Annotated in this window: 10 protein-coding genes and 4 pseudogenes; 8 read left to right on the plus strand and 6 right to left on the minus strand. The window is 59.6% G+C overall.

Annotated features, from left to right (window positions below):
• The first annotated feature begins 36 nt into the window (after positions 1 to 36).
• The 3 genes from B0G74_RS45525 (at position 37) to B0G74_RS45535 (ending at position 2,587) form a co-directional block, all read left to right on the plus strand.
• A complete protein-coding gene (locus B0G74_RS45525) occupies positions 37 to 696 on the plus strand; it encodes a cupin domain-containing protein (RefSeq protein ID WP_132384412.1) in 660 nt (219 codons plus the stop codon).
• 540 nt (positions 697 to 1,236) lie between these two features.
• A complete protein-coding gene (locus B0G74_RS45530) occupies positions 1,237 to 1,692 on the plus strand; it encodes a DUF302 domain-containing protein (protein WP_243658640.1) in 456 nt (151 codons plus the stop codon).
• A gap of 106 nt (positions 1,693 to 1,798) precedes the next feature.
• Positions 1,799 to 2,587, plus strand: coding sequence for a substrate-binding domain-containing protein (locus B0G74_RS45535; protein WP_132384413.1), 789 nt, complete (start codon positions 1,799 to 1,801; stop codon positions 2,585 to 2,587).
• Positions 2,588 to 2,948: 361 nt separating this feature from the next.
• Here B0G74_RS45535 and B0G74_RS45540 read toward each other — a convergent pair.
• The 4 genes and pseudogenes from B0G74_RS45540 to B0G74_RS45555 form a co-directional block, all read right to left on the minus strand.
• Positions 2,949 to 3,161, minus strand: a pseudogene (locus tag B0G74_RS45540) (IS6 family transposase); the annotation flags it as partial.
• Positions 3,162 to 3,680: 519 nt separating this feature from the next.
• On the minus strand, positions 3,681 to 4,853 hold the full coding sequence (locus B0G74_RS45545; RefSeq protein ID WP_132384414.1) for a porin: 1,173 nt from the start codon (positions 4,851 to 4,853) through the stop codon (positions 3,681 to 3,683).
• 143 nt (positions 4,854 to 4,996) lie between these two features.
• On the minus strand, positions 4,997 to 6,400 hold the full coding sequence (locus B0G74_RS45550; protein WP_132384415.1) for a transposase: 1,404 nt from the start codon (positions 6,398 to 6,400) through the stop codon (positions 4,997 to 4,999).
• A 571-nt stretch (positions 6,401 to 6,971) separates the two neighbouring features.
• Entirely contained in the window at positions 6,972 to 7,688 is a 717-nt protein-coding gene (locus B0G74_RS45555) for an IS110 family transposase (protein ID WP_243658641.1), read from the minus strand.
• Positions 7,689 to 7,975: 287 nt separating this feature from the next.
• Here B0G74_RS45555 and B0G74_RS45565 point away from each other — a divergent pair, with 287 nt between their 5' ends.
• On the plus strand, positions 7,976 to 9,349 hold the full coding sequence (locus B0G74_RS45565; RefSeq protein WP_165924073.1) for an IS30 family transposase: 1,374 nt from the start codon (positions 7,976 to 7,978) through the stop codon (positions 9,347 to 9,349).
• Between the two features lie 31 nt (positions 9,350 to 9,380).
• Here B0G74_RS45565 and B0G74_RS45570 read toward each other — a convergent pair.
• Positions 9,381 to 10,267 (minus strand): annotated as a pseudogene (locus B0G74_RS45570) (IS3 family transposase); the annotation flags it as partial.
• A gap of 53 nt (positions 10,268 to 10,320) precedes the next feature.
• Between B0G74_RS45570 and B0G74_RS45580 the strand changes: the two are divergent.
• The 4 genes and pseudogenes from B0G74_RS45580 to B0G74_RS45595 form a co-directional block, all read left to right on the plus strand.
• Positions 10,321 to 10,685 (plus strand): annotated as a pseudogene (locus tag B0G74_RS45580) (reverse transcriptase/maturase family protein); the annotation flags it as partial.
• A gap of 90 nt (positions 10,686 to 10,775) precedes the next feature.
• On the plus strand, positions 10,776 to 11,309 hold the full coding sequence (locus B0G74_RS45585) for a transposase (protein WP_132384417.1): 534 nt from the start codon (positions 10,776 to 10,778) through the stop codon (positions 11,307 to 11,309).
• Positions 11,285 to 11,641, plus strand: coding sequence for an IS66 family insertion sequence element accessory protein TnpB (tnpB, locus tag B0G74_RS45590; RefSeq protein WP_165924074.1), 357 nt, complete (start codon positions 11,285 to 11,287; stop codon positions 11,639 to 11,641). The genes B0G74_RS45585 and tnpB overlap by 25 nt, the downstream gene beginning before the upstream one ends.
• Positions 11,642 to 11,671: 30 nt before the next feature.
• Positions 11,672 to 12,586: pseudogene (locus tag B0G74_RS45595) on the plus strand (transposase); the annotation flags it as partial.
• A 3-nt stretch (positions 12,587 to 12,589) separates the two neighbouring features.
• Here the strand turns inward: B0G74_RS45595 and B0G74_RS45600 are convergent.
• A partial coding sequence (locus B0G74_RS45600) for an FUSC family protein (RefSeq protein WP_132384419.1) occupies positions 12,590 to 14,163 on the minus strand: 1,574 nt, incomplete at its 5' end.

Below are 14,163 nucleotides of genomic sequence, written 5' to 3' on the forward strand. Positions count from 1 at the left end.
ACTATATAGATAGTTTGAGATTCGCAAAGAATCACCATGAACTCCATCGATAGTTTGATTTTCCCGTCTCGATTGCAAGGTGCGGTTGACCTGCTCTATCTGGCTGGCGACCAATTGCAAGAGAATCGCCCGGCGGTAACGAGGGGCGAAGCGTGCTATTACGTCATGACAAGCGGTAGCTGTGCCCTTGTACGCGAGGGGGTACCGGACGAACTTCTATCAGAAGGTGACATCGTACTACTTGCGCGAGGGAGCGCGCACAAGCTGGCCGTCAGCCGGGAGGCAGTCATGGAGCTAAGTCCCTGCGATGAACGACATATCGTTTTCAATGGAAATGCGACAGCACGACCGGGCTCTCGGAACAACGTGCCATCTCTCAACCTGCTTTGCGGAAGAATCACGGATATCCCGAGCGCACTGCTCTTTAGTGGGTTGCCCGATCTTATCAAGGTGTCTTACACCGATCATGCGTCGCCGCGCCTGAGGCAGTTGATTGAAATAATCCTTGGCGAGACTGAGCGAGCACGTCCTGGCGCATCGTTCATACTCGCTGAGTTCTCGGTGGCGCTTTTTGCGATGATCTTGCGCGTCTGGCTTGAGCTGATTCCGGTTACCGAAGACGCCCTGGCGCAGGTCCACGATGCGCACGTTGCTGCTTCCGCATCCGAGACGTTTGCACGACCAGCAGAGCCCTGAACCGTGGATATGGACCCGCCATGCATACCGGCATCTAGCAAATCAACTGCACCAAAGCAGGCAATGTGGCCGTGGTGCGGCCCGGCATGAAGGTTCTCGGAATGGTGCTCCAGCTGAGCGCCCCCGAAATGCGCCGTCTGCTGGAGCTCCTACGCGGGCCTTCTGAATGCCGGCTGGGTCGTCGCTCGGACTGCCAACCCCTGGTGGCTCTTCTTTGCGGGCGTGACGGCGGTTGTCTCGCTGGGTTCGGGCTTCCGGAAGGCACTGCGGCGCCGTCGATATGCGCCCCTCGCGTTGGCATCAACTGCGTGGCTGCTCGTAGCCCCGGGCTGGCCGTTGGACGTCTCGTTCGCCAGGTAGGCCGGCGCTGCCTTGTTGATGGGATCGATCGCAGTCGATCGTCTTTGGTTACGTGGGCAGTGACGGATCAATGTGCGCGTCCGGTTGCATTGAAATGTGCCGGGCGCGTGGTACTGCCATGCCCGTTCGACAGGCACCGACGAGCAGCGTCATTTCACGCGCATCAGGAGGATTTGTTCGATGAAACGCCTGTTTCTCACCGTCGCAGTCGCGCTCACGCACTTTGGAGGAGCCATGTCCGCTCAAGCCACCGATGACGGGATCGTCACCGTCTCCAGTCACCATTCGGTGCCAGAAACCGTCGACAGGCTCGAATCTCTGATCAAGGCGAGGCAACTCACGCTGTTCGCGCACATCGACTTCAGCAGCGATGCGCAGCGTGAAGGCCTTGCGATGCAGCCGTCGCAACTGCTCGTGTTCGGGAATCCGCGTGCGGGCACGCCGCTGATGCAGGCGATGCCCACCGCAGCGCTCGATCTGCCGCTTAAGGTGCTGGTGTGGGAGGACGCCGGGCAACGCGTCTGGATGTCATACAACTCGGTGGACTATCTGCAGCAGCGGCACAAGGCGCTTAGTGAGCTAATGAAGCCGCTTTCCGGCGTGGCCGCGCTGGTAAGCGCCGCGGCAGCAGACTGACTCTCGCACCGAGCCGCGGAGACGGCGCGCCGCTAGCGTGTAGTGAAGCTTTTTTTACGCCCGCACAAGGGTTTTCTGTGCGCGCGCTTTCTTATGGAGGAGTGCGATGATCATCGTTTCCCGTTTGGCCCGTCTGTCCGCTGCCTTTGCTGTCGGTGTTGCGCTTGTCGTCGGCGGACCGTCCAGCGCGGCGGAGCCGCTCCATGTGTACGGTGCCGGCGGTCCCGCTCCGGCGATAAGGGCAGCCGCTGCCGAGTTCTCGAAGCAAACCGGCATCAAGGTCGACGTGACGGCCGGTCCGACGCCGCAGTGGGCCGACGCGGCCCGAGCCGATGCCGACCTGCTGTACTCCGGCTCCGAGGACATGATGTCCGGCTTCATCGCGACGTTCGGCGAGCAACTCGTCGCCAGCAGCGCCGAGCCGCTATACGTGCGCCCTGCGGTGATCCTCGTGCGGCCGGGCAATCCGAGCCATATCCACGGCCTTGGCGACCTGCTGCGCGGCGACGCGCGCGTAATAGTGGTAGACGGTTCCGGTCAGAATGGGCTGTGGGAAGACCTCGTCGGCCGGGACGGCGACATCCGGCAAGTGAAAGCGCTGCGGCGAAACATTGCCGCGTTCACCCCGAATACGGCGGAAGCGCTCAAGCGCTGGAACAACGATTCCACCATTGATGCATGGCTCGTCTACAACATCTGGGCGGTGGCTCACCCGGGGATCGCGGACATCGTGCCGATCGAGCCGCGCTACCGGCTGTACCGAGATTGCGGTGTCGTGCTGACACAGCGCGGAGCGGCACGAGACGAAGCGCGCCAGTTGGTGCAATTCCTTGCGGGTCCGGCGGGCCTGGCGATATTTGAGCGTTATGGTTGGAGCGATGGCGCGAGCCGGTAAGCAAGCGCGTGCCGGGGACCCGCGGCACGAATGACCGTTGTACTCGGATTATGTTTGCAAGGACTTCCCTCGAGAGTCAAGACTGGAGCTCGATTTTTTTTTCGATGCTTGCAGAGCCTGGATGTCTACTTGCAGGTGGGCCTGTTGGTGTAGTCATTTCACTTTCCTCAAGTCGGCTGCCGCTGTCGTGTCGAAGGCAATACCAGGAACAGACTGCGTCTTTGAAACGGCCTTGTTGCCCGAGACGTGTCGGGCGGGCCACTATATGAGCCGCCCAGGAGAACCCTAATTGAAAACCGGCGAACAGGCATAAGGCGTTGAGCCTCATGCGGTAACGACTCGCCAACAGAATCCTCGGGTTCGGGTCCCGAAAGCCACGCATTCGACGTTCGCGTTCGCGCGTTGGTTGGTGGCTGTTTTCAGCCCGGCTGAACAACCGGGCTGCCGCCTTGACGAACACGTGCGTGCCGTTCGCCAGTTCGGGGGATGTCGGCCTTGCAGCCGGATAGCTGCGCAACTGGTCGGTGAGGATCTTGCGTGGCGTAGGGCTCGAACGCAGCACGCGCCTGAAGAAGGCTATTTTTGCCCTTCCCCCGAAATTTCGGGGGATGAGCAAAAATAGCCATTAATGAGCAGGAGGTGGTAGCCGATCTGGTCGGGCTCGTAGCCCGGGACCTGAGATTCCCGGGAGTCCGGAGAAACGTGCGCTGGGCCTCCGAGCTCTACCGGCAAAGCCTCTCAGCATCAGCTCGCGGATCAGGCGTTTCATGGAGCCGTTGTGCACCGACCCCCGTCACATCACACGACCGTGTCAGCTGAAAAAAATGCCCGTCCAGACGGACGGGCTAAAGTCATTGCCCGGAGAAAGTCGCGTCGGCGCAGGTTTGTCCGCGGGCTCTCGCTCCGCATTCACTGCGCCATGACCACCGTTTCGGCGGGGCCCGCGACCAGGGCCCCGACATATATGGACACGACCTTTTCGATCAGGCTGTATCGGTCGTGCCCAGAGGAATTCGCGTCGGCTGGTGCTTTGCCGGCGCACACTGCTGTTGCGCCCTGAGACAGGGCTAAAGCCGTTCCGCTTCAGGCTTCCTTAGAAGCGCGTGCGCATGCCGACCGTGCCGACCACCTGGTTCGCCGTCGACGACGCACCACCCGATGTATTGATGAAGGCAACAACGTTATGGCCAATTGCATGCTGATACATGCCTTCGGCGTAAACGTCCGTGCGCCTGGAAAGCGCGTAGACAGCCTGCACATTGACCTGATTCCATTTCGGGTCGGTGCCGTACTGCGTGCCGCTCGCATTAAATGCGCCTGACAGATGCGCATCGGTGTACGTGTCAGTCATGCCCAGCGTAATCGCCGGTGTCAGCGTGTACTTGGCGTTCAGCTCGTAGTTGTTGAAGCGCTGCGAACCGTTGTTGAGGTTGAACGATCGCGTGCCCTGATAATGGCTGTTCGTATACACGAAGCCGACCACTGCCGGGCCGAAGGTGTAGTTCAGACCCGCGCCGAACGTGCGCTGAACGTCCGCCCCGAACGTGAAGCCACCCGTCTGGGCAGGCGCTTCGCCGAGGTCAACCGCCCCGCTGGTGTTCGCCTGGGGGACGGCGCCATTGCCGTTGATCTGCAGGTAGCCGGCGGCCATCTTAAACGGGCCATAGTCGAAGCTTGCTCCCGCGCTGTAAGCACGGTTCAGCGTGAAGTCAGTGTTGTTCGAGAACGCGTAGAGGCCGCCGAACTTCAGGCCTGCATAGTTGTTGCTCATGTACTTGACCGCGTTGCTCATCCGCAGCGTGTGGTTCAGGTTGTCGTTGTCGAACGGGTGCGCGAAGCCCGTGTCGCCGAACGTGCCAGCTGTGCCGGACAGGGGTGCCACGAAGTCGACCAGCGAGTCGTACTGGCGGCCCAGCGTCACCGTACCGAACTGGTTGCTGTTCAGGCCGACAAACGCCTGCCGGCCAAACATCCGGCTATTCTGGCCGAGCTTGCCGTTCTGCACGTTGAAGCCGTTTTCCAGCACGAAAATGGCCTTCAGGCCGCCACCGAGATCTTCGGCGCCGCGCACACCGAACCGGCTGCCGTTAATGGTGCCGCTGGTTGCCTGAAAAAGGCTGCCGTGCGCCGTGGCGGAGGTCTTGACGTTATTGGTATACATGAGGCCAGCGTCGATCAGGCCATAGAGCGTGACTGAACTCTGTGCATGGGCTGCCGATGCGGCGAGTGCAGCGGAGAGGGCGAGGGCTACGGGGATCTTTTTCATGAATTAACTCCAGCGCATTGCGATTCAGGTGGAAACAGCGCCGCGAGTATAGAAGGGCAGGTGCAGCACGACGTCCTTCCGGGCTGAATTAGAGTCTTCCAATTTGTGGAACTCAAGAGTGCCGAGATCGGCACAGTCTTGGGCTATGTGGCCAGTCGGAACATCTCGAAGGTGTCAGGGTCCTGCCTTTCGGTGACGAATTTCGCGAAGAAATTTGTTTTAGCGCTATTCACGAGAAATTCGGGCAGGCATTGGCGTAGTGCATTAGCGACGACCAACTCCGATGGGGGGATGCCGGGGCGGATGGTGCGCAGCCAGGATCCAAAGGAACTCCAGACGAGTGAAGGGAACACCACTGCCAGGTACTGAAGCAGTCCCTGACAGACGATGCCGGCCTGAATGAAGACGTGATAGGCGTGGGTCTTGCGCTTGACGGCGTTGCGGTACTCGAGGGATTCGCGATGAAGGTATTGATTGCCGTTTCCGCGGCCAAGCGGCTTCATGTCCTGCATCCAGAAGTGGTAGGCGAAAGTGCCGATCCGATGTACCGCCTGTTTGAAGCTGTGTTCGATTTTGAAGCGCAACCCATACAAGCGAATGATCTGGATGGGATCCAGGCTGAGGTCGGTGCACATCAATAGACACGAACCCCTGCAGGGGTGAGTCACTGCCACGAAGCGAACCAGCCGTCCTCCGCACGCAGGCCACAGTAGATCGCAGACACGATACTGAATGGTGAGGGCGTGCTCGCCATAGACCGGACTGGGTGCTGATTGTGAGGACTGAGGTTCAGCCAGGAGCGATTTGAGTTTGACCCTGTCACCGTAAAGCCTGGGGCGGCCTCGTTTGCGCGGTCCTTGCTGCAGGTACGGGGCATAGGCGACTGCATTGGACTTCACGCGCGTGACCAGGTGGTTGTCCTGATCGCGCAGGCCCTTGACGATCTTTCGAGCAGCGTAATAGGCATCGGCGACGAAGTAGAACGGATCGTTCACCGAGACGATGTCCAGCAGCGAGATCATCTTGTCGAGCAAGGTACGCCGATCACGATTGGACCACACCAGACCTTCGTGAATGCGCACGGCCAACGGTACGGCGAAGACGCTCTGGGCGGCCCCTACGAGTATGCTGACCGCCTGCATGGAGTGCCCCATGATGTATTCGGGCTTGGTGTTGGAGTCGGACTGTTGATGCAGCAGCTTGACACCGGGCATCTTCTTGCCGGACTTGGCCACCTTGATGCCGTCTCCGACCAGAACGCGCCGACCATTGACGCGTAGCGGATCCGGGAACAGGTGCAACACAGCCTGAGTCCACAGCGCCGAGAGCTGATCGAGTTGCACGGCGTTGCTGTGCAAGCTGTCACGCAGCTTGTTGTACAGAGCCGGTCGCAGCTTGAGCGCACGCACGATGCTGGTCACGCCCAGCAACTCGGTGCGCACGTTGAAGCCTGCTACGACGGTTGCGAACCACATGAAGCTGCGCAGGCGCGAGAACGCCGGACGTAGTAACCAGATCGCGTCCCACCAAGCCATCCAAAGCGCCATCGTTTGTCTTCGAGTTGTTGTTGCCAACAGCGAAGTATAGTTACAGTATGGATTCCTAACTATATAAAATTGAGAAAAAAGGCGAAGCTCACTGCGATTGGTGAAATACGCCCAGACTCACTCAGTCGCCCATACAAGGACTCCGCCAATCAGCGCGGGGTACTACCAGTTGAGCTACACGCGGGACAGAAAGAGCCGAACTGAGTACGTTGCGCGCCCCGCGTTGAGCGACGTGCGCCGTCAGGCCGACTACAGCACTTCAAGGCGTTGACGAAGGAATGGGTCGACTTGAGGATTAAGCACAGTCGCCTGAAGACGAGACTGGCGCGCGAAGGCAACTACGTGAGCCGGATCGGATTGCCGAGAACTGGATCGGCGCTCACGAACGCCAAGATGCGACCGTTAAAAAACGCAAGAACTCGGCACTCTCGAGTTGTGGAAGTAATTGTCACAAATTCGAAGCAATGCTGATAACCGCCCTCCCAGCAAAGGAGCAGTGCTGCTGTATTTCATCCGTACGGGTCGATTCCTGTTGAGCTCTGTTGTAGAGAGGCGACGGCATCGAGGTTAGTCAACGAGCGCGGATCTGACGTAAAACCTGACCCGACGCGACAGGCTGCTTTCGTTTAGGAAATTTCACCGACGCAACTGTAGTCGTGAGAGTCTGCAACATTGGAGTTTTGCCCAGCGAGCGAAGACGGGCGCAACCCTCAACACATTCCGTGGTCTTCGCTTTCAGAAGACGCTCGCGGATTTCCTGGGGAGCGCTTACGAGCAAAGCTCTTAGCTGGTTTATAGCCTGGGTCCTGGCCTTGACTGCACTGCGTCTGGCAACGGAGACGGCACGCATCGCCTCTGCCGCGCCGGACTGTTCCTTTGGAATAGCAGTAGCTCTTCCGGAGAGGACCGCACGTGCGGTGTTTTCGGCATCGGTGGGATCGGACTTTCCTTTAGATCGACGCATCGCGCGATCGGGACGATTGACTTCAAGCACCTCAATCTCACGATCGCGAAGCACGCGGGCCAATCCCGTTCCGTACGTGCCAGACCCTTCCACGCCGGCGCGTTGTAGCTGGCCGAACGAATTTGCCCACGTCAGCAACTTGAAATAGCCTGCTGTGTCGGTCGATACAGATAGCGTTGCGAGAAGCCTGCCTGTATCGGTGATCACAGCCCCGACATGCGTATCCAGATGCGTGTCAAACCCAGAATCACTTTGTTTTGTTCCATGCGTATATCCGTTGTAGCGGGCGCATCGCCAACCCCACTCGCAGGACAGGACACTCATGGTGCGGAACAAAGCTCCTATCAGGTCACAGACGGTGAGCCCGGCAACGCTCGGGGAACGCCGGAATCCAATCGACAGGTCAACGCAAAGGCAGCTTGGCCAATCCCAGCACGGGTCAGATCGGTCCGACGTTCAGAAGCGATCTTAGACTGAGTGTCCCAGCAATTGCCTCGGCGGCTCATCGAGCTGCGCATGCCGTAGCCCTTGAGCAGGTCCTGGAAGTCATGACTGCAATACTGGGCGGATTCAACCGGTCGTCGCAACACCTTTGATCGAGGAGGTGTTGCATGGGACGAAGTGCGAAGCAGGTGTATCGGTTGACAGGGCGAGAAGCGATGTACTCGCCGGGTGCTCCATCACTTGGACATGTGATGGAGCGTCGGTTTTGGCAACAGATCGCAACGGGCATTACAAGCGAGAAAGCAGCGGAGGCGGTAGGCGTATCTCAAGCGGTAGGCTCGCGCTGGTTCCGCTATCGTGGCGGCATGCCACTATTCATGTCGAAACCTATCGCTGGTCGATACTTGTCGTTCGCTGAGCGGGAAGAGCTGGCGTTGCTCTCGGTACAAGGTCTTGGGGTACGCGAGATTGCCCGGCGTCTTGGACGCAGTCCGTCTACCGTTTCGCGGGAACTCACACGCAATGCGGCAACCCGTGGTGGGTGCCTCGAGTATCGTGCTTCGGTCGCGCAGTGGAAGGCGGAACGGTTCGCGAAACGACCAAAGCCAGCGAAGCTGGCGACGAACGCACCGCTGCGCCAATACGTACAGGAGCGCCTGGAGGGCAAGGTACATGACGCTGATGGTCGTCAAATTGCGGGGCCCAGGCAGGCACCGTTCAAGGGGCGCAATAAACCACATCGCGGTGACCGGAAGTGGGTCAACGGCTGGTCACCTGAACAGATTGCCAATCGATTGCAGGCTGATTTCCCGGATGATGAATCTATGCGCATCTCTCATGAAGCCATTTATCAAGCGCTCTATATTCAAGGGCGCGGTGCGCTCAAGCGCGAGCTGGTGGGTTGCCTTCGCACCGGGCGCGCGTTGCGCGTTCCCCGAGCGAGAGCGCGTGCCAGGGCGTGGGCGCACGTCAGCGAGGAGGTGATGATTTCCAGCCGGCCTGCCGAGGTGCAAGATCGTGCTGTGCCAGGCCATTGGGAGGGTGGCCTGATTATCGGCTTAAACCGATCAGCCATCGGGACGTTGGTGGAAAGATCAAGCCGCTTTACGATGCTCGTGCACTTACCTCGCGAGAAAGGCTATGGGCTAATTCCACGCACGAAAAACGGGCCTGCGCTGGCCGGCTATGGAGCTGTCACGATGGCCAACGCACTCAAGAAGACCGTGGCGGACTTGCCTGCTCAGTTGTGGCGATCATTGACCTGGGATCGTGGCAAGGAGCTGTCCGATCACGCCCGCTTCACGATCGAGTCCGGCGTGAAGGTCTTCTTCGCTGACCCGCACAGCCCATGGCAGCGTGGTACGAACGAAAACACCAATGGCCTTCTACGACAATACTTTCCAAAGGGCACCGACCTGTCCCGGTGGAGTGCTCGCGAGATCCAGGCCGTTGCTAACACATTGAATACCAGGCCCCGGAAAACACTCGGCTGGAAGACGCCTGCGGAGGCTTTGGACGAATACCTAAAATCTGGTCAATAATCTAGTGTTGCGACGACCGGTTGAATCCGCCCTGGCTACCCCGGTCACTGTGGAGGATCAGGCCCGCTTGCGGACGGCGGCGGAACCACGCCATACGCAGCGCGTCCGACACCAGCTCCGTGCGCATGTGCGGCTGCATCGACCAGCCCACCACCTGACGGCTGAACAGGTCGAGGATAACCGTCAGGTACAGCCAGCCCTCGTCAGTCCAGACGTACGTGATGTCTGTACTCCAGGCCTGATCGGGGCGAGCGGGCGAGAAGTCGCGTTGCAGCAGGTTCGGCGCGACCGCCAGGTTGTGGTTGCTGTCGGTGGTGGCCTTGAAGCGGCGTTTGGTCTTCGCCTTGATGCCGTGCAGCTTCATGAGTCGCTGGACACGATCCTTGCTGACGCGAATGCCTTGAGCAAGCAGCTTCTTCCACACGTGCGGCCAGCCGTACTCGCCTTTGGATTGCGCATGCACGGCCTTGATGTGGACCAGCAGGGCGTCATTGCTGATGCGTCGGCGCGGACGGTCCGTATCGACGTCCCGGGCCTAGCGGGCGTGGTAACCGCTGGGACTGACACCCAGCACCTGGCAGGTCAGGGAAACCGGCCATTGTCCGCTGTGAAGCTCAATCCAGGCGTACTTCATCCCGACACCTTTGCGAAGTACGCCGTGGCTTTTTCCAATATGTCGCGCTCCATCTTCACGCGTGCCAACTCCGCACGTAGCCGCGCAATCTCCATCTGTTCGGGAGAGGTCTGTTTTCCTGCGCCGTTCAGTTTGCCAGCGGCATCGGCCTTAACCCAGTTGTGCAGCGTCTTCGGGCTGATGGCCAGTATCTTTGCCACCGCCGCCATGCTCTGGCCGCCGCGGACCATGCGCACGGCTTCTATCATGAATTCCTGCGTATACCGTGCTCTCGGATTACCCATCGTTGCTACCTCCTTGCGTGAGTTTTACACACTCAGCAAGGGATCCATTTTTGCAGGGCAAGCTCATTATCTCGCCTCTGCTATCCAACATCATGTTGCATGAGTTTGATGCGTGGATGGAAACGAAATTCCTGAGCAAGAAGGTGCGCGGTGGGCGTGGAACTTCGCCATTCTCAAACAGCGGCCCATTGCTGTGCGGGAAAATCGGCAGTGGAAACCAGCAGTATCCTACTGTCGTTATGCGGATCACTTTGTGGTGGTCGTCAAAGGAACCCGAGCGCACGCCGAAGCAATACGCGAAGCGTGCCGGACATTCCTCGAAGGCAAGCTGAAGCTCACGCTGAATATGGAGAAGACCCATATCACGCATGTGAATGACGGTTTCGTCTTCCTCGGCCACCGCATCATTCGCAAGCGCGGACCACGGTAAGCGGTCCATCTTCGACGTCTATCGGCTGGCGGCATGAGCGAGGAGCATAGGTGTCCACCTACGTGGAGGTGGACACCTATGGCTGGCAATGACTCAGAGTTAAGAGTAGTTCGTCTAAGCCGCGACGGGCGCCGTCGCTATGACGAGAACGGCAAGCGCGCGCTGGTCGAGGCTGCATTGCACCCGGGCGTGTCGGTAGCCCGTCTGGCACAGCAGCATGGGATCAACGCAAACCTGCTGCGCAAATGGACCACGAAGTACCTGATGGAGCGTGAGAAAGGCATCTCATTGGCATCGCTGAAGGACGACGCCGACGAGCGCGCCGCATCACCACCCGCAGTCGAAGTGATGGATGGCAAAGCCATCGATATGCCGGATTCACGTAAGCGGCCCGCGCCGGCAGAATCCTCCTCTGCATTTGTTCCTGTCGTGTCACTACCACCGGCACTGCCGCCACCACCCGTATCTCCGGCACCGCCGATGACACTCTCACTGCATGTATGTCTGTCGAACGGCGTGGAGCTCGATCTCAGTGCAGCGAGCATCGACGAACTGAGCACCGTGGTCCAGAAGTTCGGGAGGATGCCGTGTTCCGGTTCGACGAAAAGCTGACGGTATACCTGCACCGCGATCCCGTCGACTTCCGGTACGGAATGAACAGTCTGTCGATTCTCGTCGAACAGGCGATGCGCCTGAATCCGATGGATTCCTCGCTCTACATTTTTACCAACCGGCGATGCGATCGCGTCAAGATCCTGGGCTGGCAGCACAACGGTTTCTGGCTGATGCTCAAGAGACTCGAGGCCAATGATCGCTTCGTCTGGCCTGACAGCAAAACCGAAGTCGTGACGTTGACCGTCGATCTGCTGCACTGGCTTCTCGAAGGTGCCGACATTGCTGCTCTTCAGCGGCATCCGAAACGCCACTATGCTCGCGTGAGTTGAACACGGCATCGGCGTGCCGGTCTAAGTGGCATGCCGATCAACGTGACCATCGACGCTGACGAACTCAGGGCGCTCCTCGCGATACGTGAGGAGCACGACGCCCTTCAGTCAGAGCGTGACGGTTTACGCAGCGCACTGCGTCTCGTGACTGCGGAGCGCGACCTGGCCGAGGAACGACTGCGCGCTTACCGGCGCGAGCTGTTCGGCGCGAAGAGCGAAGCTCGCGCATCGGATCAGCCCGGTCTGTTCAATGAAGCCGAAGTGCTCGGCACGAACGCAACACCCGCGCAGGAAGATAGTCGCGAAACCCCGATCGCAGCGCACACGCGCAAGAAGCGCGGTCATCGCAAACCGCTCGATCCCAGTCTGCCGCGCGAAGTCGTTCGGCACGAACTTCCCGAAGCCGAACGCTTCTGCAACCACGACGGACACGCGCTCGTCGAGATCGGCGTCGAAACGAGCGAGCAGCTCGACGTGATCCCCGAGCAGGTTCGCGTCATCCAGCACCAGCGCGTCAAGTATGCCTGTCCGTGCTGCGACCTCGGCATCAAGGTTACGCCGGCGCCGGCGCGCATCATCCCGCGTGGACTGCTGACGGAATCGGCACTCGCGTGGGTCGCCACCGGCAAGTATCAGTTCGGCATGCCGATCTATCGCCAGGCTGGCCTGCTGCGACGCTTCGGTGGCGACATCTCGTCGAACACGCTCGCCGCGAGCATGGTCCGCGTCGGTCTCGCGACGCAGCCCGTTATCAACCTGATGCGCGACGCGTTGCTCGATGCTGACGTGATCTACTGCGACGAGACGACGTTCCAGGTTCTGAAGGAAGAAGGGCGCAAGCCGCAAACGAAAAGCTATCTCTGGGCGCAAATGACCGGATCGGGAACGCCCATCCGCTGTTTCGCCTATACGGCTGGTCGCGGCGCGAAGCTGGCCGACAAACTGCGCTCAGCTCGCGTAAAAGGGTGCATCCCGATCGAGCAGCGCACTTCGGATAAAGTGTAGATAGCTCAGAATCCGCTGCATTTGATGACGTCTTTCGGGATTCTCGCGCAGCGAGTCGCGTAAGGACTTCGCTATCCGGATCGCTGTCTCGACGGATGCCAGCGCATGCGTGAGTCTACTCATGTCGGGGTATTCGAACAGCTCTGCCAGATCGCGCGTGACCGCATCGATCGATGTACGCCATCCCGGTTGCAATCGCGCCGCGTAGGGTGCGTCGAGCGCCTCGTTGCGAAGATCGATTGTCGAGTGTCCAACTTCGAGGGTGACGAGCATCCATCGCAACGCATCGCGATGCTGTGCGGAGCGCTTCATCAGGAGCATGCGCAGCTGGAACATCAGGTCGTGTGTACTCGACTGGAACTGCTGATTGAGTCCGGTGAGCGCTCCCGTGCACGCGGGCACCACTTGTCGCCGTAGATCGCGCTTGATCTTCCCGATCCGCCAAGGCATCTCCGTCGGAAAAATCACGGTGAAAACCAGGCAGGAAACGAGCATACCTGCGACCACCGCGATGCCGTTGTTGATGAGGAGATCCGGCGCATAGACGATCACGTTGTCCGGCCCGGCAAGCAGGCAAAAGAACACACAAAAGCCGACGCCGTAGCCGCTCGTGCCGGGACGCATCGCCAGGAACGCACCGAACGCCAGCAGGGGCGCCAGCGCAACGCACAGCAGCGGAAAGCCGTCGATGTTCGGATATACGTAACACGTGACCAGATAACCCGCCACGGCTGCAAGTGACGCCCCCGCCGCCATTTGGGCGACGAGCTTTGGCGGGTTCGGCGATACCGAACTGAGGGCGCACGCTATCGCAGCCGCTATTACGGCGAGGCCGCCGCTCGGCCAATCGGTCGCGATCCAGAACGCCCCCATGCCAGCGACGGCCACCGCCGTACGCAAAAACGTGATCGCCACGACGTACACGTTGGTCTTGACGACGTATTTCGTCACCGATCGTTCGAGAACGTGGTTGTGGTCCGCCAGCGACGCGTATGTCTGCGTATAGCGCAGGACTTCAACAATAAAGCGATATAGAAGCTCCATCGTCGTATCGAAGTCGAGCAAGGATTCCGGCGCAGACGTCTCAAGCACGCGCCGAGTCTCGCGGACCCGTTGCGGGAGCATTGCCTGGAAGGCACTGAGTTCAGTTGCCGCGCACGCAGCACGCACCTCATCGGTCTTCATCGGATCGTTTTGCCTCGCGAGCAAGCCCGAAAGCTCTCGAAAGTATGGCAACGTCGCTTCAATGACGGGCTTTACCTGCCCCGCATGCATGCGCTTTAACAACTGGTGAAGCGCGTGCAGTCTTGTACACGCGTCCATGAATTCGCTATTGAGTCGGACAAGCCGCCGGCTTCGGACACGAATGTTCGGATCTTCGAACGAAGCGAAGCCCCGGGCCGCTTCGAAGCCCACGATCTCATCGACCAGATCCGCGAACCGAGTTTCGAAAGCGTAGCTTTCAACCCGCTCGCCGAGTACGCTCGCCGCAAAGGCAGAAAAACTTGCATAGCGGG

It is taken from the genome of Paraburkholderia sp. BL9I2N2 (genome assembly GCF_004339745.1).
GTDB lineage: Bacteria > Pseudomonadota > Gammaproteobacteria > Burkholderiales > Burkholderiaceae > Paraburkholderia.

Bases quoted from the DNA above. Each gene is read 5' to 3' on its own strand.
- B0G74_RS45535 (WP_132384413.1), top strand. From the start codon at position 1,799: ATGATCATCGTTTCCCGTTTGGCCCGTCTGTCCGCTGCCTTTGCTGTC.
- B0G74_RS45545 (WP_132384414.1), bottom strand. From the start codon at position 4,853: ATGAAAAAGATCCCCGTAGCCCTCGCCCTCTCCGCTGCACTCGCCGCA.
- B0G74_RS45565 (WP_165924073.1), top strand. From the start codon at position 7,976: ATGGGACGAAGTGCGAAGCAGGTGTATCGGTTGACAGGGCGAGAAGCG.
- B0G74_RS45530 (WP_243658640.1), top strand. From the start codon at position 1,237: ATGAAACGCCTGTTTCTCACCGTCGCAGTCGCGCTCACGCACTTTGGA.
- B0G74_RS45525 (WP_132384412.1), top strand. From the start codon at position 37: ATGAACTCCATCGATAGTTTGATTTTCCCGTCTCGATTGCAAGGTGCG.
- B0G74_RS45555 (WP_243658641.1), bottom strand. From the start codon at position 7,688: ATGAGTGTCCTGTCCTGCGAGTGGGGTTGGCGATGCGCCCGCTACAAC.
- B0G74_RS45550 (WP_132384415.1), bottom strand. From the start codon at position 6,400: ATGGCGCTTTGGATGGCTTGGTGGGACGCGATCTGGTTACTACGTCCG.
- B0G74_RS45585 (WP_132384417.1), top strand. From the start codon at position 10,776: ATGGCTGGCAATGACTCAGAGTTAAGAGTAGTTCGTCTAAGCCGCGAC.